Below are 18648 nucleotides of genomic sequence, written 5' to 3' on the forward strand. Positions count from 1 at the left end.
GGAGGTCCTGTGTTCGAGCGATTCACCGATCGTGCCCGGCGGGTGGTGGTGCTGGCCCAGGAGGAGTCCCGGATGCTCAGCCACGACCGGATCGGCACCGCACACCTGCTTCTGGGAGTCCTACGCGACCAAGACAGCGCGGCTGCGACGGCGCTTGGCGAGGCCGGCGTCAGCCTGGCTGCCGCGCGCGGCCGGCTCCTCGAGCGGTGGCCCGGTGACGGCCGGGCGGCGCCGAGTGGGCACATCCCGTTCACCCCGCACGCCAAGCAGGTACTGGAATCTGCACTGCTGGTGACCCAGCGCCTTGGTGGGCAGTCGATCGATACCCCGCACCTGTTGCGGGCGATCATCGATGTCCGCGACTGTGCCGGACACCAACTGCTGGTGGATCTTGGGATCGATATCGATGCACTCGCCCTGGTGACGGACCGGCTCGCGCAGGACGAGGCGGAAGCCGAAGCGCTCGACGGCCCGGGTGTCCGGGTGGCCCGAGCCGGGCGCGTCCGGGCGAGCCTCGGGCCGTCGGCTTCCCGGCCGGCGGCCCGGCTGGCTGCGGATATCGCCGAGCTGGCAACCGATCTGAGGCTCCGGCACGATCGGCTGGTGGCCGCACTGCGGCACTACGGCCAACACCGTGACGGCTGTGACCCGGCGACCGAAGGCGGTTGCACCTGCGGCCTCCATCGCCTGCTCGCCGAGGTCGATCCGCCGTCGGCGACCAGGCAGGGGTCAGCCGGGCGGTAGCGCACTTGACCCGCCGGCCCGAGACAACCCCGCTACGCCTGGGCGTGGCGCACGTGACCCGCCGGCCCGAGACAACCCCGCTACGCCTGGGCGTGGCGCACGTGACCCGCCGGCCCGGGACAACCCCGCTACGGCTGCGCGGGCCGCTCAGTCTGCCACCCGGCGGTCGGCGCGGCCGGTGTGCAGAAACTGGGCGTGGCCGGCGCCGTCGTCACCGACGAAGGCGTGCGGCATGTGCAACCCGTGCACCGGCTCCTTGGCGATCAGCGTGTCGCCGCGCAGCAGGACCAATTCGACCTTCTCCGACTCACCGGTGCCGAGCTCGGCGAAGATGCCCTTCGGGGTGACCTGCACCCACACCCTGCCGTCCTCGTCCTGGCTGACCACCGAGTCACTCACCGACGAGCTGTAGCTTCCGACGTACCTCGCGGCGTCGATGGTGGGCTCGTCCCCGCTGACCGTCGGCAGCGGGCTCAGCTCGATATCGGCCAGCTCGGCCAGCACCTTGCTGACGATCTCGTAGTACACGTTCAGCACGCCGCCACCGTTGGTGAGCACGGCGACCGCCACGTCCCTGCCCGGAACCGCCCGCAGGAACGCGCTCTGACCGATGGTGCCGCCGTCGTGCCCGATGACGGTGCCGCCCGCCATGTCGAAGATCTCCCAGCCGAGTCCCCACGCGTTGCCCATCAGCCCGAGGTCGGGCAACTCGACCTGCCGCTGCTGCATGGCCTTGACCGATGCGCTGCTCAGCACCTGGTCGCCGGCCTCGCTGCGGCCCTCCCGCAGGTGCATGGCAGCGAAGGTGACCAGATCCCGCGGCCGCATCGCCAGCATGGAACCGGCCGGCGCGTTCGAGCGGACCAACGCCCACGCCGGAGCAGGTTCGATCTCGGCGCCTGGCTTCCGCTCGATGTGGCCCACCGCGGCCCGGTACAGGATCGCCTCCCAGGCACTGGGCGCCGCATGGGTGAGGTTCAACGGGGCGAACAGATGCTCTTTGAGACAGGCGTCATAAGGCTTGCCGCGCAACACCTCGACCACTCGACCCAGCACGCTGAACGCGGCATTGTTGTAGGAGAACATCTCCCCCACCTCGAACAGCTGCGGAGTGTCCACCAGCGTGGCAAGGTACTTCGCGACCGCATCCTCGCCGTTGCCGGTGTCGTTGAACAGGTCGCCCTCGAAGCCGGAGACGTGACACATCAACTGCCGCACGGTGATCCGGGCAGCCGCGTCCTCGTCGCCGAGCTTGAACTCGGGCAGATAGCTGCGGACGGTCGCCTCGAGATCGAGCTTTCCCTCGTCGACCAGCTGCATCGCCAGCGTCGTCGTCCAGACCTTGGTGATCGATCCGATCTGGAACACCGAGTCGGGGGTCGCCTCGACTCCGGTGGCCTTGCTCAGCACGCCTGCGGCGTGATCGACGATCTCGCCACCGGCGTACACGGCGACAGCCGCGCCCGGAACCTTGTTCTCGGCAATCAGTTCCGGAAGCCGGGCGGCGATCCACTCACTGATCTGATCGAGCTTGGACATCGGCGGCCTCTTTCGGTTTCGGACGTACTGATATCTCGGGTGCCTCGACCGTAGGCGCGTCCACGTCATTCGGGCTTGGTGTACCCGGACGATAAGGACCGCCGGAATTTTCACCACCCACCAACATGCCCGTCGAGCTGGTCCGAGTGCAGGTCGACGGCAGCCCGGCCACCTGCGCGCCGGTTCGGCTCAGACGGCCATGACGAAGATCGCGGCGATCGCCGCGATCGTCAGGACCAGCAGCAGCATCGGGACGCCGAGGCTCTGCCGGCGGTCCGGCCGCCTGGCCATCGCTATGTCGCTCATGACGTGCCTCCCGCTGCGAGTTCCTCACCTGGTGAACTCGACGTTAGGCGGGCAGTCGGAAGGACACATCGGCTCCGGGTTGGAGCTTCCTGTGAAATGACTGCCCCCTGGGTCGTAGAGCTGAACGGCAGCCGTCAGCGGGTCAGCGACGGTCCCCGCCCGCCACCCACCGGCGTAGCGCGGTTGTCCCGCCTCGCATCTGGTGAGCAGCAATGGCTTTCGCGCGTGGTCAGGTCCGGATCGGCCATCCGGACTGCGGTTCACCCTCGACGGGCCCGCTGAGTGCGGGCGACGGCATCGGGTCCGGCAGGGTCCGGGCTTGCCCGGTGGTGATCGGGCCGTACCCGTCGAGTTCACCGACCTGTGCGTGCTCGCCGGCGAGGGCGGAGATCGGCATCGTCACGTTGATCAGATAGCCGGACCGGGTGCGGCGGCACCTCCCGACCCGCATCGAGAGATCGTGGACATCCGTAGGCTGTCCGCCATGACCCAGACAGTCACCGATCCGACCGGGATCGATCCGGATACCCGCCCGCAAGACGACCTGTACCGCCACGTCAACGGTGGCTGGTTCGACGCCACCGAGATTCCGGCCGACCTGCCGTCGACCGGAGCCATGATCGATCTGCGCCTCAAGTCCGAGCAGCAGATCGGCGAGCTGTTGACCGAGTCCGCGGCTGCCGCCGAGTCGGGCGCCGCGGCACCCGGGAGCCCCGAGCAGCAGATCGGCGCGATGTACGCCTCGTTCATGGACGTCGACCGGGTGCAGGAGCTCGGGGTCTCGCCGCTGGCCGATGCGCTGCGGCGGATCGATGCGATCGCCGACCTGCCGGAATTCGCAGCCCTGCTCGGCGAACTGGAGCGGACGGGCGTGTCCGGGGCGGTGCGCAGCTACGTCGATACCGACGACCGCAATTCCGACCGGTACGTGGTGAACGTCATGCAGGGCGGCCTCGGGCTGCCCGATGAGTCCTACTATCGCGACGACCAGTTCGCCGGGACCCGCGAACAGTACGTCGCGCACATCGGCCGGATGCTCGGCCTGGCCGGCGTCCCGGATCCGCAGACTGCCGCCGCGGCAGTGATGTCGCTGGAGACGACGCTGGCCGCCGGGCACTGGGATGCGGTCGCCTGTCGCGACGTGATCAAGACCTACAACCTCACCACCGCCGATGAGCTCGCGGCCGCCGCCCCCGCCTTCGACTGGACCGCCTGGATCACCGCGCTCGGCGGGACGGCCGGACCGGGGGGCACCATCGCCGAGACCGTGGTGCGGCAGCCGTCATACCTGCCGGTGCTGTCGGATGCGTTGCAAAGACTGCCGTTGGACGACTGGAAGCGTTGGCTCAGCTGGCATCTGGTGCACGCCTGGGCGCCGCACCTGTCCACCGAGTTCGTCGACGAGAACTTCGACTTCTACTCGAAGACGCTCGCCGGCACCCAGCAGCAGCGCGAGCGCTGGAAGCGCGGCGTCGCGCTGATCGAGGCGACCCTGCCGGAGGCGGCGGGAAAGCTTTATGTGGAGCGGCATTTCCCGCCGGCCGCCAAGCACCGGATGGACGAGCTGGTGGCGAATCTGCTCGAAGCCTACCGGCAGAGCATCACCGCGCTCGACTGGATGGGCGCGGACACCAAGGAGCGGGCGCTGGCCAAGCTCGACAAGTTCACCCCGAAGATCGGCTATCCGGACAGCTGGCGCGACTACTCATCGGTCGTCGTCGACCCGACCGATCTGGTCGGCAACATCCGGCGGGCCAGGGCGTTCGAGACCGACCGCGAACTGGCCAAGATCGGAGGTCCGGTCGACCGCACCGAGTGGTTCATGTCGCCGCAGACCGTGAATGCCTACTACAACCCAGGCACCAACGAGATCTGTTTCCCGGCAGCCATTCTGCAGCCACCGATGTTCGATCTGGCGGGTAGCGACGCGGCCAACTACGGCGCCATCGGCGCGGTGATCGGACACGAGGTCGGGCACGGATTCGACGACCAGGGTGCGCAGTACGACGGTGACGGCAACCTGGTCAACTGGTGGACAGACGCAGACCGGTCCGCCTTCACCCAGCGGTCCGAGAAGCTCATCGCACAGTTCTCCGGCCTGCACCCGCTGGAACTGCCCGAGCACACGGTGAACGGCGGACTGACCGTCGGCGAGAACATCGGCGATCTCGGCGGCCTGACCATCGCCCTGAAGGCCTACCAGATCTCCCGGGGCACCGAGGAGGTGACCGACGCCGATCGCCAGCAGGTGTTCATCGCCTGGGCGCGGGCCTGGCGCACCAAACGGCGCACCGAACTCGCCCTGCAGTACCTGCAGGTCGATCCGCACTCACCGCCGGACCTGCGGGCCAACATCGCCAAGAACCTCGATGAGTTCCACGCAGCGTTCGGCACCGCCCAGGGCGACGGGATGTGGCTGGATCCCGCCGAGCGGGTGCACATCTGGTGACGCCGGCTCCGGCCGGCCGAACGATCCGGCCGGCCGGGCCGACGCTGTCGTCGGTCGAATGGGTCAGGGCTTCGGCAGCTTCGGGGCCACCTCGTTGGCCAACGCCAGCGCGTCGGCGCGCACCTTCTCCGGGTCGATCGGCGTCACCACGTCGGCCTCGGTGATCCGGACGGTGAGCCACTTGCGGCCGCCGGTGTCGAAGGTGACGTAGGCGGTCGGCGGGCTGTTCTCGCTGATCTGCTGGCCCAGGTAGGAGTATGCAGTCCGGCCGTCGAAGCTTTCCTTCTGCTGCTTCTCGCCGATGTTGCCGGCCGGGTTGGCCGGATCCCGCGGCGGGATGGACTGTTCGATCGAGATCTTGGTGAATCCGTCGTCGGTGTCGGTGCTGAGCCGGCAGCTCTGGGTCTCGTAGCCGCGGGCCTTCTCCATGTCCGCCAGCAGCTTCTCCGGAGCCAGGTCGCAGATCAGGTGCGGCCAGGCCCGGGTGCCGGCCGGCACCTTCGGGTAGCTGGTGGTCGGCGGGGCAGTGACCGCACCGGTCATCGGGGCGTTGCTGCGCAATGCCTTCGAGACCCGGGCAGCCAGATCCAATGCGGCCGTGCGGTTCTTATCGTCGGAGTTGGCCTCGGTGCCGAAGCCGATCAACGCCGACCCCTTGCCGCTGTCGAAGGTGACCCAGGCGGTCGGGGTGTTCTTCGACAGATACGACCACGCCTGGCGGCCGTCAACGGTCGATTCCTTGACATCCTTGGTGGTCGGCCCGGCCAGATCTCCGGCATCGACATTGAACGAGCCCTTGCTGATCATCGCGCTGGTGTAGTTGTGATCGATCGTCGCGGTGTACATGCAGCGCAGCTGCGGGTCACCGTCCTCCCGATCCATCCCCTTGACCACATCGGCCGGCATCAGCTTGCAGATCTCGGTGGGCCAGACATCGGCCTTGGCAGCACCCGCTGTCGGCCCGCCGGTGCCGGGCGCAGATGACGCCGTCGGGTCGGTGGGTACGTCGGTCGACGGAGCGGGGCTCGGCGGTGCGCTGGTCGCCGCTGTGCCGGTGTCGGCCGGCGATGACGCGGTCGGCCCGGCATCGGTCGGCCCGGTGTCGGTCGGCCCGGCATCGGTCGGCCCGGCATCGGTCGGTCCGGCGTCGGAAGGCGCGGGCGCGCTCGCCTCGGTGCCGCTCTGATCAGCGCTCTGCGCGATGGCCGTGTCGGCCGGGGCGGCCGCCACTGCAGTGCCGGCCTGCTCCGACGCGCAGGCACTCAGCCCGAACACGGCGATCACGGCCAGCGCGGTGGTCATCTGTCGGATTCGCATGTACCTGGATCCTCATCTCGACCCGTTCGGCGCGCACCGGCTGTGCAGCGCGTCCTCAGGTCACCCGTGGGGTGGTCGACCGGTCTGACGGTCGATCGACGGAGTCCGTTCCGTCGGTCGCGCCTGGGTGGACGGCGCGGCTGCCGAGGATCCCACATCGGGGCGCCGCGCGCAGGGCGTTCGTCACAGCAGCTCACGGCCTGGGCAGCCGCGGCGCAATCTCCCCGGCCAGCGCGATCGCGGCCTTGCGCACCGTCTCCGTGTCGATGTCCGCGGAGACATCGGACTGGGTCACCCGGACCACCGCCGACTCTCGCCTTCCGGTGTCGAACTCGACGTATGCGGTCGGCGAAGCGACGTTGTCGCTCAGGTAGGAGTACACGGTTCGGCCATCCAATGACTGCTGCTGCATGGTCGGGCCCATGGTGCTCGGGTGCACCGTTGCACCGATCTGACGTCGCACCTCGTACTCGACCCGCACCGTCCCGGTGTCGGAGGTGAGCCGGCAGAACTCGTCCTCATGTCCGCGCGCCTGTTCCAACGCCACGTCGTCGACTAGGTGCTGCGGCATCACCTCGCAGATCACATGCGGCCAGGCCCTGGTGCCGGCGGGGACCTTCTGGTGAGTGGTCGACGGCAACGCCGTGACGGCGCCACTCATCGGGGCTGTGCTGCGCAACGACTTCGACACCGCGGTGGCCAGCGCCAACACCTTCGTGTGCTTCTCCTGGTACGACATCGATTCGCCGGTCACGCTGAACACCGCCGATCCGCTGCCGCTGTCGAAGGCCGCCCGGGCGCCGCTGCCGGCCTTGTCCTCCCACGACCAGCCCGGACGCCCGTCGATCGGTGCCGTTCGGACCTGGGTGGACCGGGCGCTACCTGGCTCGTCCGGGCTGATGTGACCCGAACCTCGGGTGATCGACACACTCAGATAGTCGCCGCCGGTGAGCTTCTCGTAGCTGCACCGCACTTGCGGATCGCCGGGTGCCCTTGTCAGGCCCTGCGTCAACTCGCCCGGCATCAGCTTGCACACCTCGGTCGGCCAGACGTCGGCGATTGCGGCGGGCGCGGTCGTGGTCGCCGCGGTCGTGGTCGTCGCTGCCGCACTCGTCGCTGCCGCACTCGTCGCTGCCGCGCTCGTTGCTGTCGAGGTCGTCGCGGCCGTGGTCGTGGTCGTCGCGGCCGTCGCGGCCGTGCTCGTCGCTGCCGCGCTCGTTACTGCCGCGCTGGTTCCGACCGTCGACGTTCCGGCGACCGCGGATCCGGTCTCGCTCGCAGCGCAGCCGGACACCGTCATCACGGCAACCGCCGCAATCAGCACGGACATCGTTCGAAGGCGCATCTGGAGCCACTCCCATGGGGTCGGGCGACGCCGGGCAGTCTCCACGGCGCACGAAACCACCGATCCTTCCAGTTCGCAGCGGTGCCGTCCGGCGAACGACGAAGAGCCGTTCGATCCGGGTCGTGGGTCCGCCGGCCGGGGCGAGCCGGCCCCGGCTATCGTCGGCAGATCAGTCACGAATCTGGCGACGTCACCACCAGCGAACCAGGAGTCAGCAGATGAATCTCGACGGAACTTCGGCGATCGTCACCGGAGCGGCCTCCGGCCTCGGCGCTGCTACCGCGAAAGCCCTTGCCGCTGCTGGTGTCCGGGTGTTCGGGCTGGATCTGGCCACCGGCTGGGAGAAGGCCGGCGGACCGGGCGAGGGCGTCACCCCCGTATCCGGTGACGTGACCAGCGCGGACGACGTAGCGTCCGCCGTCGCCGCGGCGGCGGACGCCGGTCCGCTGCGGATGACGGTGAACTGCGCGGGCCTGGGCTGGGCCTCGCGAATCCTGAGCAAGAAGGGTGTGCACGACTTCGACCTGTTCAAGACGGTGATCTCGGTGAACCTGGTCGGCACCTTCAACGTGCTCCGGCTGGCCGCCGAGGCGATGTCGAAGACCGACCCGGTGGACGAGGCCGGTCAGCGCGGGCTGATCGTGAACACCGCGTCCGTGGCCGCCTTCGACGGGCAGATCGGACAGATTGCCTACTCCGCGTCCAAGGGCGGCGTGGCCGGCATGTGCCTGCCCGCCGCGCGCGATCTCGCCCAGTTCGGGATCAGGGTGATGACCATCGCGCCGGGCATCATCGACACCCCGATGATGGCCGGCATCACCGAGGAGTTCCGCGAGTCACTGGCCGCCAGTGTGCCGTTCCCGGCCCGGCTCGGCCGGCCCGACGAGTACGCCCAACTGGCGCTGATGATCGCCGAGCACGATTACCTCAACGGTGAGGTGATCCGGATGGACGGATCGCTGCGGATGGCGCCACGCTGATCCGTTGCAGCTGACCACCCAGGCTCAGGCGGCGCGGTCGTCCTGTTCCGAGTTGGCGACGGCCGCCGCCCACAGGTAGCCGCAAGCCAGTACGACCACACCGAACTGCAGGCTGACGTCCAGGTCGGAGTCCCCGCCCGGCATCGCCATCCGCGCCACCGCGAGCGCGACGATCCCGAGGGCCGCGGCCCACCCGCAGACGATGCGGCCGGCCCGCGACGACGACCGGGTGGCCGACCTTGCTGCGCTGCCGGCCACCAGCGCGGCGATGATCGCCACCAGCAGGGCAGCGAGCAGCACGAAGCCGGCGGACGTGAGGTGGGGCGCATGGCGGGCAGATCGCTCGGCGAAGAACTTTCCCAGCACGCCGAGCACGCTGAAGTGCTCGATCGGGTCGACGTCGCCGTCCGTAGGCGTGCGCACCTCGATGAACGGGGCGAACATCCCGATGACCAGCAGCACGATCGGTCCGATCGCCGCTTGCGCGGTCCTGGCGAGGGCGTTCGCTCGGATCGAGTCGGCAGTCGCCTGCTCCCGACTCTCGAGCCGGCCCAATCGTCCGACGAGATCCCGCTGCGCCCCGGCGAGCCGGTCGAGCCTCTGGTCAGGTGACAGGTCGGGTTCGCTCATCGTCATGCCCGATTCGACGCAGGCAAGCCGACCGGCGTTCCGGCCGGTCAGACCGGTGAGCGCTCCCCGGCGAGCTCGGCCAACCGGGCGTGCACGAGCGGGATCACCGCGGATCCCTCGCCACTGGCGGCGGCTACCCGCTTCATCGAGCCGCACCGGATGTCGCCGGCGGCGAACACACCCGGGACGGTGGTGGCGAACGGCTCCGGCGGGCGGCCACCCTGCCAGGACTGCCACGGCGTATCGGCCCCAGTCAGCACGAAACCGCGGGCATCCTTGGCGACGTCGGCCGGCAGCCAGCCGCAGGTCGGCTCGGCTCCCAGCAGCAGGTAGAGGCCCTTCGCGGCGACCTGTTCCTCCTCGTGCGTATTGAGGTCGCGCAGCCGTAGCCACTGCAGGTGCCCGTCACCGCCGCCGTCCACCACCGTCGTGCAGGGCCGCACCCTGATCCGCGGATTACCGAGGATCTCCCGGATCAGGTAGTCCGACATCGTCTCGGCCAGGCTCGGGCGCCGGATCAGGATCGTCACCGACTCGGCGAACCTGGACAGATGCACGGCGGCCTGGCCGGCGCTGTTGCCGCCGCCGACGACGAACACCGGCTTCTGCTTCATCTCCCGGGCGGTGCTGGTGGCCGCCCCGTAGCTGACCCCGCGGCCGACGAACTCCTCGATCGCCTCGACCCCGAGGCGGCGGTAGTCGACGCCGGTGGCGATCAGCACGGTCGACGTCGGGATCTGCTGCTCCCCCAGCTGCAGCACATGGGCGGCACCGTCCGATCCGGGGACGAACCCGGTCACCGCCCGACCGATCATGAACCGAGCCCCGAATCTGATGGCCTGCGAGCGGGCCCGCTGGGTCAGCCGCATCCCGGAGATGCCGCGCGGGAAACCCAGGTAATTGCGGATCATCGAGCTGGTTCCCGCCTGGCCGCCGATCGGACCGGAGTCAAGGACCAGGGTGTTCAGGCCCTCGCTGGCCGCGTACACGGCAGCGCCGAGCCCCGCCGGACCGGCACCGACCACCACGAAGTCGAAGGCCTCCCCGTCGGCCAGGTCCAGCGTCGGGGAGTACAACATCTCGCCGAGGTCCGCGTTGGTCGGCCGGGAGACGACCACGCCGACCTGGGTGTTGTGCACCAGCGGCAGTTCGGCGCCGTCCGGCGCGAGTGCGACGACCTCGCGGCCCGTCTCCGAGTCCGCACGGAACGTCGTATTCGGCATGCCCATCCGATCGAGGAAATCGCGGATCCGCGACAGGTCGGCGCTCGGCCCGTCGGCGACCAGCCGGGTGCCCTCGATCTCGGAGAGGTTGACCGACGATCCCCAGTCCGACAGCAGGTCACTGACCGCGGTGTGGAACTCCTCGTCCCGCGGCCCCTGCGGCAGCATCAGGTAGCCGTCGATGCTGCCGTTGGCCAGACTGTCGTGCATCTGGCCGACGGATCCGCGGAACTGCGCGGCCGGAATGATCACCAGGCGCCGCGCCGTCGGCACGAACTTCTGGATCTTGGCGAAGACGTGCGTCGCCTTCTGGCCGTCGGCGAAGAACTCGCACGCCACCAGCGCGATCGGGCGGCGGTCCGCACCCAGGCCCTTGAGCCGGTCGACCACTTCCAGCATGGTCGTCGGCGCGACTATCTCGTAGTCGGCGGCGTACCGCTTGGTCAGTTCCTCGACCATCGCGCCGCGGTACTCGTGGCCGATGATGACGATGGCTGGCTTCTGGCGCGGCTCCGGCATCCAACAACGGTACGTCGGCGGCCGGCGGGCGTCACCCGTGTTGCCGGGTCCGGCCGGGCGCGAACAGGGCGGCGATGACGGCGACCACTACGGCCGCGGCGCCGGTCAGCAGGGCCGGCCCGATCGCGCCCGTGTACCCGGTCGGGCTGATGGTGCCGCCGGCACCGAGGAAGACCGCCGTCAGCAGCGCGACACCCAGGGCGACGCCGAACTCCCGGATCGTCGAGTTGGCCGAACTGGCGATCGCGAACTCGCTCTCCGGCAGTCCGTCGAGTACCGCGGTGGCGCTCGGCGCGAACGTCAGACCCATCCCGATCCCGGCCATCGCCAGGGCGGGGATGAAGGCGCCGTAGGAGTCCCCGGCCTCGGTGACGATAGCCATCCAGACCAACGACCCGGCCTGCAGCACCAGCCCGACCACCAACAGCGAACGCAGCCCGGTCCGCCGGACCAGCGCCCCGGCGATCGGTGCGACGATCATCGGCGCCGCGGTCCACGGCAGCGTCCGGATGCCGGCCTGCAGCGGCGTGTAGCCCTGCACCACCTGCAGGTACTGGGCCATCAGGAACACCGCACCGAACATCCCGAGGGTGAAGAACAGCCCGATGGCGTTGGCCGCGGAGAATCCCCGGCTGCGGAACAGCCGCAGTGGCAGCACGGCGTCTTCGCGGCCGCGGGCGTACCAGAGGTAGACCGGGATCAGCACGACCGCGCCGACCAGCGAAGCCAGCACGGTCGGTGAGTCCCAGCCGTCGTCGTTGCCGTGCACGATGCCCCAGATGCCGAGAAACACCGCGCCGCCGAGCAGCACCGTGCCGAGCAGATCCAGTCGCTTCCAGCCGCCCTTCGACTCGGGGATCGCCGCCAGCAGCAGCGGCACCGCGACCAGCGCCACCGGCACGTTCAGCCAGAAGATCGCCTGCCAGCTGATGCCTTCCACCACTGCACCACCGATCACCGGCCCGAGTGCAACACCGAGGCCGGACACCCCGCCCCAGATGCCGATGGCTGCCGCCCGCATCGCGGGCGGAACGGCCGCGGCCAGCAGCGTCAGCGACAGCGGCATGATCGCCGCGGCACCAAGGCCCTGGAACGCCCGGGCGATGATCAAAGCCTCGGACGACGTACTCAGCGCAGAGCCGATCGAGGCCAGGGTGAACAATCCGACGCCGGCCAGCATCACCCGGCGCCGACCGAACCGGTCGCCGAGGGTGGCCGCCGGGAGCATGAAGGTGGCGAACGCCAGCGTGTAGGCGTTCAGGAACCAGGCCAGCTGGCCGACCGAGGCGCCGAGATCCGTGCGGATCACTGGCAGCGCGCTGGTCAGCACCAGGTTGTCCAGGGTGGCCATGAACATCGGCAACGAGGCGGCGACGATCGCCAGCCAGACCGGGATGCGGCGCCGGCCGGGCGGCGCCGGTTCGGGATCGGGGATGACGGGAGAGGCAACGGAGGTGGTCATCGAGGGCTCCTCGGATCAAGAAGGCATTGAATGATTACTTACTCGATCGAGGCTAAGTAATCGAGTGATAACCTGTCAAGCATGGTCACCGAGAAAGCTGCACCCGTCACCCGAATGGGCGGAGCGGAGCGACGCGAACTGGTGCTGGCCGCGGCCACCCGCGCGTTCGCCGCCGGCGGTTACGCCGGCACCAGTACGGACGCGGTGGCCAAGGAAGCCGGAGTCTCCCAGCCGTACGTGGTCCGGATGTTCGGCACCAAGCTCGAGCTGTTCCTGCAGGTTCACGACCGTGCGATCGCGGCCATCTGCGCGGCCTTCGCCGCCGAGATCGAGGCGGCACCGTTCGACCCGCAGTCCCCCGACGACTGGGGGCGGCTCGGTGACGCGTACACCACCCTGCTCCAGGACCGGGACCTGCTGCTGGTGATGATGCACGGATTCACCGCCGCCGCCGCGGTTCCGGACATCGGCACCGCCGCGCGCGAGTGTGTGTCGGAGGTCGTCCGGACGCTGGAGGCAACCGGCGGGACCGACGAACAGATCCGTGACTTCTTCGCCCAGGGCATGCTACTCAATGTGCTGGTGGCCATCAGGGCCCCCGAACACTTCGACCAGGGCGGCCCGCTCGCCCGGCTGGCGACCTGCGCCTTCGGTGACGCGCTGTCGACCGTGCGCTGACCCCAGCCGTAGCGGGGTTGTCCCGGCGTAGCGGGGTTGTCCCGGCGTAGCGGGGTTGTCCCGGCGTAGCGGGGTTGTCCCGGCGTAGCGGGGTTGTCCCGGCGTAGCGGGGTTGTCCCGACGTAGCGGGGTTGTCCCGACGTAGCGGGGTTGTCCCGGCGCAGCGGGACAACCCCGCTACGCGGGGGGCGGGACAAGCCCGCTACGCGTCAGGCGGGCACGGCACGGCCGGCTCGTCGGGCACCATAGGCTGGAGCGGTGCCGTCACCTGCTGCCGAACTGACCCCGCGGATCTCCGCCGCCATCACCGCCGCCTTCGGCGACGACTACGCCGGATCCGACCCGGTGCTGCGGCCGAGCCAATTCGCCGACCTGCAGGCCAATGCCGCACTGGCGCTGGCCAAGCGACTCGGCCGCAAGCCCCGCGAGGTGGCCGAGCAGATCGTGGCGCAGCTCGATGTCAAGGGCGTCTGCAGTTCGGTGGAGGTCAGCGGCCCCGGCTTCCTGAACCTCACCCTGGATCCCGCCTGGATCTCCGCCCAGGCCGGCGGTACCGCCGCCGATCCCCGACTGGGCGTGCCGACCGAAGAACGTCAGATCGTGCCGATCGACTACTCGGCGCCGAACGTTGCGAAGGAGATGCACGCCGGCCACCTGCGGACCACCGTGGTCGGCGATTCGCTGGCGCGCACGCTGGAACACCTGGGGCACACGGTGATCCGGCAGAACCACATCGGTGATTGGGGCACCCCGTTCGGCATGCTGATCGAGCACCTGCTCGATGTCGGAGAAGGCTCGGACGAGGCGCGGCTGGTGGAGCAGGACCCGAACGCGTTCTACCAGGCAGCCAGGACAAAGTTCGACGGCGACCCGGAATTCGCCAACCGGGCCAGGGCGAGAGTCGTTGCGCTGCAAGCCGGCGACGCCGAAACCCTGCGACTGTGGCGCGAGCTGGTGGATCTGTCCAAGCAGTACTTCAACCGGATCTACTCGGCGCTCGGTGTCACCCTCACCGACGATGACCTGGCCGGCGAGTCGACCTACAACGACCAACTGGCGGCAATCTGCGACGAGCTGGAGTCCCGCGGCATCGCCACCATGAGCGACGGCGCGCTGTGTGTCTTCCTGGACGGCTACACCGGCCGGGAGAACAAGCCGGTGCCGCTGATCATCCGCAAGTCGGATGGTGGCTACGGTTACGGCACCACGGATCTGGCCACCGTCAAGTACCGGGTCGAGCAACTGCATGCCAACCGGGTGCTCTACGTGATCGGGGCGCCGCAGGCGCTGCACCTGAACATGGTCTGGGACACCGCCCGGAAGGCCGGCTGGCTGACCGACGACGTCGAAGTGGTGCACGTCCAGATCGGCAACGTGCTCGGTCCGGATCGCAAGATGATGCGGACCAGATCCGGAAACCCGTTGCGGCTGATGGAATTGGTCGACGAGGCGAAGCTGACGGCGAAGAAGGTGATCGACGAGGCCCGGCCGGACCTGGACGAGGCGACCCGGGCCGAGATCGCCCCGCAGATCGGCGTCGGCGCCATCAAGTACGCCGACCTGTCGGTGGCGCACGACACCGAGTACGTGTTCGACCTGGAACGGATGCTGTCGCTCACGGGCAACACCGGCCCGTACCTGCAGTACGCCGCCGCCCGGATCCGGTCGATCTTCCGCAACGCCGGGTTGACGGCGGACCAGGCGACCACCACCATCACCATCGCCGAGCCGGCCGAGCGGGCGTTGGCGTTGGCGCTACTGGAGTTCGGCCCGGTGCTGACCCAGGTCGGCGCACTGCTGGAGCCGCACCGGCTGTGCGGCTACCTTTTCGACCTGGCCCAGGCGTTCTCGGCGTTCTACGAGAGCTGCCCGGTACTCAAGGCCGACGACCCAGCCGTCCGCGACTCCCGGCTGGCGCTGTGCGCGCTGACCCTGCGGGTACTGGTGCAAGGCCTTGACCTGCTCGGAGTGCAGGCGCCCGAGCGGATGTGAGCGCACCGGTACCCGTACCGGCGCCGCTGTTGATCATGGTCACCTGCACGACAATCCGGACGCCCGGACGGGGCCTCAGCGCCATGATCAACTTCGGGCGCTGCCGGGGAACTGTCAGACGGTGACGTCGCCACGCGGGGTCGTGAAGGTCACCGACAGCAATCCCGGCTGACCGTTGGGCGCCTGCCACTGCACGGTGACGTCGCCCAACGGGCTGTCCTTCGGCTCACCGAGCCAGGCCTTGACCCGATCCCGGTCGCCGGCAATGGCCAGGCTCTTCAGCGCGATCCCGGTATCGCCGTTCGAGTGCGAGGGGTGGTGCTCCCTCGAGGAGGTCCAGTGCACGAAGAACGGCAGCTGCGGATCGTTCATCAGCCCGGAGACGCCGATCTGTTCCCAGGTCAGCTCGAAGCCGTCCGGCAGGATCCGGTGCGCGGGGGTACGGGGCCGGCCGAGCCGCTCCTCGACCGGGGACAGGTCGTCGACCGAGACCACCCAACCGAGCCAGCCGCCGCCGAGTTCGGTACGGGCCCGCACCGCCTGGCCGAACGGCATCAGATCCGCCGCCGGATGGTCGAGGGCCTCGACCACCTCGAGGTAGTGCTCGTCGGAAAGCGGGAGCACCCGGTTCCGGGTACCGAACCGGGGATGCACCCCACCGTCGATCGGCTCCGCCCCCAACTGCTCGGCCAGCCTGGCCGCCGTCGCGTCCAGTCCTTCGGGTCCACTTGCGTACGAAACGTGGTCCAAGCGCATCCGGCAATCGTGGCAGGTGGCGGAGAGTAACCCTCGGCGGGGGTCGGTGAGCGCGGGAGGTGCGCCGTCAGTCACCGGCGGGCTGCGGTCCGTCATACCCCTCGATGACGAGCATCTCGGCCACCGACGCCCTGGTGCGAAACGGGAGCACCGCCTGGTATTCCGCCGAGTGGTAGCAGTCCAGCGCCGCCTGGTAACTGGGGAACTCCAGCACCACGTTGCGATCCCTGGCCTCGCCCTCGACCGACTCGAACTGCCCGCCGCGCACCAGGAACCGGCCGCCGTAGGCCGCGAACACCGGGCCGTTCGCCGCCAGGTACTTGCGGTACTCCTGCGGATCGGAGACGCTGACCCGACCGATCCAGTAGCCCTTCGTCATGGTCAGTTTCCTCCCACTGGCGCCGGTTCCTTCGGCGCCTGCCTGTTCTTTCCGCCCATTCCCGCGTGCGTAGGCGCGGCGAAGCAGAGCACCGCGATGAAGCCGAGGATCAGCACCGCGGCCGGCAGGTACACGCTCTGTCCCATTGCGGTGGCGAACGGCTCCTTCAGGGCGTCCGGCAGCGGGCCGGTGCTGGTCTGCAGCGCATCGGCGCTGGGTGCACCGCCCGGCGCGCCCCCGGAAGCGGCCGACAGCTCCGCGGCGATCCGGTTCTGCATCAGCACGCCGACCGCGGCACTGCCGAGCACCGCACCGACCTGACGGGTCATGTTGTAGACGCCGGCACCGGCGCCGGCCAGCTGCATCGGCAGGTTCCGGGTGGCGGTGGCCGACAGCGGTGCCCAGATGAACGCGTTGCCGACGCCCATCAGGGTGATCGGAGCGAGAATGCCGATCACCGAGGTGGTCGGACTGGCCACGCTGCCCAGCCAGAACAGCGCGACCGAGGTCAGGAAGAATCCGGTGCCGGCCAGGTACCGGGGGTGCATCCGGTCGGTGAGCCGACCGACCGGCGCGGCCAGCGCACCCGAGGCGACGGCCAGCGGGATCATCAGCAGAGCGGATCTGGTCGGCGTCAGCCCCATCGCCTTCTGCGCGAACAACATCAGCGGGATGGCCATGCCGGTGATCGCGAAGCCCATGGTGGCGATGCCGAAGTTGGCCAGCGAGAAGTTGCGGTCCTTGAACAGCGACAGGCTCATCAGCGGTTCGTTCTTGTTCTTCGCCTGCCACCAGACGAAGGCGACCAGCACCAGCACCCCGACGATGATCAGCGACCACACCGAGATCGGGCCGGAAATGGTTCCCCAGTCGTACTTCTGGCCCTCCTGGATGCCGAACACCAGCAGGAACATCCCGATGGCGCTGAGCGCGATGCCCAGGTAGTCGAACCGGTGCCGGTGGGTCTGCAGCTGCGGGATCAACCGGAAGCCGAGCACCAGCGCGACGATCCCGACCGGCACGTTGACGAAGAAGATCCACTCCCAGCCGAAGTTGTCGACCAGCAGACCGCCGGCCAGCGGCCCGACCAGGATGGCGATGCCGGCGACGCTGCCCCACAGGCTCATCGCGGTGCCGCGCTTGTCCGGCGGGAAGGTACGGGTGATCACCGCCATCGTCTGCGGCGTCATCAGCGCGGCGCCGAGCCCCTGGAAGGCACGGGCGACGATCAGCATCTCGACGCTGCCGGACAGCCCGCACCAGGCGGAGGCCGCGGTGAACAGCACCAGCCCGGTGAGGTAGACGTTCCGTGGGCCGAACTGATCTCCGAGCCGGCCGCTGACCAACAGCGGCACCACGTAGGCGAGCAGGTAGGCGCTGGTCACCCAGACCACGCTGTTCAGGTCCGTCTTGAGCCCGACCAGGATCGAGTCGGTGGCGACCGAGACGATGGTCGAGTCGACCAGGATCATGAAGAAGCCGATCACCATTGCCCAGAGCGCGAACCAGGGGTTGCGTCCGTCGGTGCTGCCTGGCGGTGGCAGGGCGGGGCTGACGGCCTGCGGCGCCTCCGGGTCCCCGGCGCCCGAAAGCTCGTGGGCACCGTGTCCGGACGGCGCGCCGGCGACCAGTCGCCTGGCCGCCGGGTCCGGCCGGCCGGCGGCCAGGTGCCGCCCCGAAGCCTTGTCGTCGTTGTTCGTCATACTGCTTTCCAATCCAGTCGGGCACTGTCGATGGCATCGATAGTTGTGGTGAGCCAAGAGATCTCGGCATCTTTCATGGCAATCAGGTAGTGCAGATCAAGAATCATGTGGGCCGGCTTGCCCCGTTCGATGAGGCACCCGTAGGCGTCCCGCATCACCTCGGCGTCGCGCTGCAGGATGTCCAGCCGGTACTGCAGATGCCGCCGCGCCTCTTCCTTGGGCAGCCGGCCCACCTGGGCGACGGCCACCGGGAAGATCGGGTACTCGTTCTCCGGGTTCGCCAGCCGGTTTCCGACCAGGTCACGCAGCACATGCCGGCCGTTGTCGGTGATCTGGTAGGTGGTGCGCTCCGGGCGGTTGCCATCACGCTCGGTACCGACCGCGGTGACGAAACCGAGCTGCTCGAGCCTGGCGATGGCGTGATAGAGCGACCCGGGACGGATCTTCACGATCACGTCCTCCCGTCGCCGCATCAGCACCTGGTACATCTCGTAGGGATGACGAGATCCCTCGGTGAGAAGCCCGAGGGCCACCATTCCGAGCGGGTTGATCTTCTGATCGCCGAGCAGCGACGACATCGATGCGGTTTCCTTCCATTCGGCCCATTCAGCCACCCGGTACCGACA

At 69.0% G+C, this 18648-nt stretch carries 16 protein-coding genes; 5 read left to right on the top strand and 11 right to left on the bottom strand.

The features are described 5' to 3' along the window. Positions 1–9 precede the first annotated feature (9 nt). Positions 10–744: a Clp protease N-terminal domain-containing protein gene (locus K340_RS0119505; protein WP_029137936.1), complete on the top strand. Its 735-nt coding sequence runs from the start codon at positions 10–12 to the stop codon at positions 742–744. Between the two features lie 147 nt (positions 745–891). On the opposite strand, the gene K340_RS0119510 is transcribed toward K340_RS0119505, so the two are convergent. Further along, complete coding sequence (locus K340_RS0119510; RefSeq protein WP_029137937.1) at positions 892–2283, bottom strand: serine hydrolase domain-containing protein; 1392 nt, start codon at positions 2281–2283, stop codon at positions 892–894. 535 nt (positions 2284–2818) lie between these two features. Then, a complete protein-coding gene (locus K340_RS0119520; protein WP_029137938.1) occupies positions 2819–3040 on the bottom strand; it encodes a hypothetical protein in 222 nt (73 codons plus the stop codon). Positions 3041–3073: 33 nt separating this feature from the next. Between K340_RS0119520 and K340_RS0119525 the strand changes: the two genes are divergently transcribed. Then, positions 3074–5038, top strand: a complete 1965-nt coding sequence (locus K340_RS0119525) for a M13 family metallopeptidase (RefSeq protein ID WP_029137939.1) — start codon at positions 3074–3076, stop codon at positions 5036–5038. A gap of 63 nt (positions 5039–5101) precedes the next feature. Here K340_RS0119525 and K340_RS36745 read toward each other — a convergent pair whose 3' ends face one another. Next, on the bottom strand, positions 5102–6355 hold the full coding sequence (locus K340_RS36745; RefSeq protein WP_029137940.1) for a hypothetical protein: 1254 nt from the start codon (positions 6353–6355) through the stop codon (positions 5102–5104). A gap of 193 nt (positions 6356–6548) precedes the next feature. After that, positions 6549–7700: a hypothetical protein gene (locus K340_RS0119535; RefSeq protein WP_154674365.1), complete on the bottom strand. Its 1152-nt coding sequence runs from the start codon at positions 7698–7700 to the stop codon at positions 6549–6551. A 218-nt stretch (positions 7701–7918) separates the two neighbouring features. Here K340_RS0119535 and K340_RS0119540 point away from each other — a divergent pair, with 218 nt between their 5' ends. Next, positions 7919–8680, top strand: coding sequence for an SDR family NAD(P)-dependent oxidoreductase (locus tag K340_RS0119540; protein WP_029137942.1), 762 nt, complete (start codon positions 7919–7921; stop codon positions 8678–8680). A gap of 24 nt (positions 8681–8704) precedes the next feature. Here K340_RS0119540 and K340_RS0119545 read toward each other — a convergent pair whose 3' ends face one another. Genes K340_RS0119545 through K340_RS0119555 form a run of 3 tightly spaced genes read right to left on the bottom strand, consistent with a single transcriptional unit; the run spans position 8705 to position 12514 of the window. Beyond that, entirely contained in the window at positions 8705–9316 is a 612-nt protein-coding gene (locus tag K340_RS0119545) for a hypothetical protein (protein WP_037365805.1), read from the bottom strand. A gap of 41 nt (positions 9317–9357) precedes the next feature. Continuing rightward, entirely contained in the window at positions 9358–11052 is a 1695-nt protein-coding gene (locus tag K340_RS31670) for an FAD-dependent oxidoreductase (RefSeq protein WP_037365807.1), read from the bottom strand. Between the two features lie 31 nt (positions 11053–11083). Then, positions 11084–12514 (bottom strand): MFS transporter, encoded by a 1431-nt coding sequence (locus K340_RS0119555; protein ID WP_029137944.1) that lies wholly within the window; start codon positions 12512–12514, stop codon positions 11084–11086. 81 nt (positions 12515–12595) lie between these two features. On the opposite strand from K340_RS0119555, the gene K340_RS0119560 reads away from it, so the two are divergent. Both K340_RS0119560 and argS read left to right on the top strand, forming a co-directional pair. Next, entirely contained in the window at positions 12596–13192 is a 597-nt protein-coding gene (locus K340_RS0119560) for a TetR/AcrR family transcriptional regulator (RefSeq protein WP_037365809.1), read from the top strand. Positions 13193–13450: 258 nt separating this feature from the next. Beyond that, the gene (argS, locus tag K340_RS0119565; RefSeq protein WP_029137946.1) at positions 13451–15184 is read left to right on the top strand and encodes an arginine--tRNA ligase; all 1734 of its coding nucleotides are present in this window, start codon (positions 13451–13453) and stop codon (positions 15182–15184) included. Positions 15185–15298: 114 nt separating this feature from the next. On the opposite strand, the gene K340_RS0119570 is transcribed toward argS, so the two are convergent. From K340_RS0119570 to K340_RS0119585, 4 genes are all read right to left on the bottom strand, one after another. Then, positions 15299–15940, bottom strand: coding sequence for a VOC family protein (locus K340_RS0119570; protein ID WP_029137947.1), 642 nt, complete (start codon positions 15938–15940; stop codon positions 15299–15301). A 67-nt stretch (positions 15941–16007) separates the two neighbouring features. Beyond that, positions 16008–16319 carry a DUF1330 domain-containing protein gene (locus K340_RS0119575; RefSeq protein ID WP_029137948.1) on the bottom strand — a complete coding sequence of 104 codons (312 nt, stop codon included), beginning with the start codon at positions 16317–16319 and terminating at the stop codon, positions 16008–16010. A gap of 2 nt (positions 16320–16321) precedes the next feature. Continuing rightward, positions 16322–17809 carry a DHA2 family efflux MFS transporter permease subunit gene (locus K340_RS0119580; RefSeq protein WP_084614680.1) on the bottom strand — a complete coding sequence of 496 codons (1488 nt, stop codon included), beginning with the start codon at positions 17807–17809 and terminating at the stop codon, positions 16322–16324. A gap of 209 nt (positions 17810–18018) precedes the next feature. Beyond that, positions 18019–18600, bottom strand: a complete 582-nt coding sequence (locus tag K340_RS0119585; RefSeq protein ID WP_037365811.1) for a PadR family transcriptional regulator — start codon at positions 18598–18600, stop codon at positions 18019–18021. Positions 18601–18648 lie beyond the last annotated feature (48 nt).

The organism is Nakamurella lactea DSM 19367, from assembly GCF_000426645.1.
GTDB classification, from domain to species: domain Bacteria; phylum Actinomycetota; class Actinomycetes; order Mycobacteriales; family Nakamurellaceae; genus Nakamurella; species Nakamurella lactea.

Excerpts from the sequence above, each read along its gene's own strand:
- K340_RS0119510 (WP_029137937.1), bottom strand. The coding sequence starts at position 2,283 with ATGTCCAAGCTCGATCAGATCAGTGAGTGGATCGCCGCCCGGCTTCCG.
- K340_RS0119520 (WP_029137938.1), bottom strand. The coding sequence starts at position 3,040 with ATGCGGGTCGGGAGGTGCCGCCGCACCCGGTCCGGCTATCTGATCAAC.
- K340_RS0119525 (WP_029137939.1), top strand. The coding sequence starts at position 3,074 with ATGACCCAGACAGTCACCGATCCGACCGGGATCGATCCGGATACCCGC.
- K340_RS36745 (WP_029137940.1), bottom strand. The coding sequence starts at position 6,355 with ATGCGAATCCGACAGATGACCACCGCGCTGGCCGTGATCGCCGTGTTC.
- K340_RS0119535 (WP_154674365.1), bottom strand. The coding sequence starts at position 7,700 with ATGCGCCTTCGAACGATGTCCGTGCTGATTGCGGCGGTTGCCGTGATG.
- K340_RS0119540 (WP_029137942.1), top strand. The coding sequence starts at position 7,919 with ATGAATCTCGACGGAACTTCGGCGATCGTCACCGGAGCGGCCTCCGGC.
- K340_RS0119545 (WP_037365805.1), bottom strand. The coding sequence starts at position 9,316 with ATGACGATGAGCGAACCCGACCTGTCACCTGACCAGAGGCTCGACCGG.
- K340_RS31670 (WP_037365807.1), bottom strand. The coding sequence starts at position 11,052 with ATGCCGGAGCCGCGCCAGAAGCCAGCCATCGTCATCATCGGCCACGAG.
- K340_RS0119555 (WP_029137944.1), bottom strand. The coding sequence starts at position 12,514 with ATGACCACCTCCGTTGCCTCTCCCGTCATCCCCGATCCCGAACCGGCG.
- K340_RS0119560 (WP_037365809.1), top strand. The coding sequence starts at position 12,596 with ATGGTCACCGAGAAAGCTGCACCCGTCACCCGAATGGGCGGAGCGGAG.
- K340_RS0119570 (WP_029137947.1), bottom strand. The coding sequence starts at position 15,940 with ATGCGCTTGGACCACGTTTCGTACGCAAGTGGACCCGAAGGACTGGAC.
- K340_RS0119575 (WP_029137948.1), bottom strand. The coding sequence starts at position 16,319 with ATGACGAAGGGCTACTGGATCGGTCGGGTCAGCGTCTCCGATCCGCAG.
- K340_RS0119580 (WP_084614680.1), bottom strand. The coding sequence starts at position 17,809 with ATGGTGATCGGCTTCTTCATGATCCTGGTCGACTCGACCATCGTCTCG.
- K340_RS0119585 (WP_037365811.1), bottom strand. The coding sequence starts at position 18,600 with ATGTCGTCGCTGCTCGGCGATCAGAAGATCAACCCGCTCGGAATGGTG.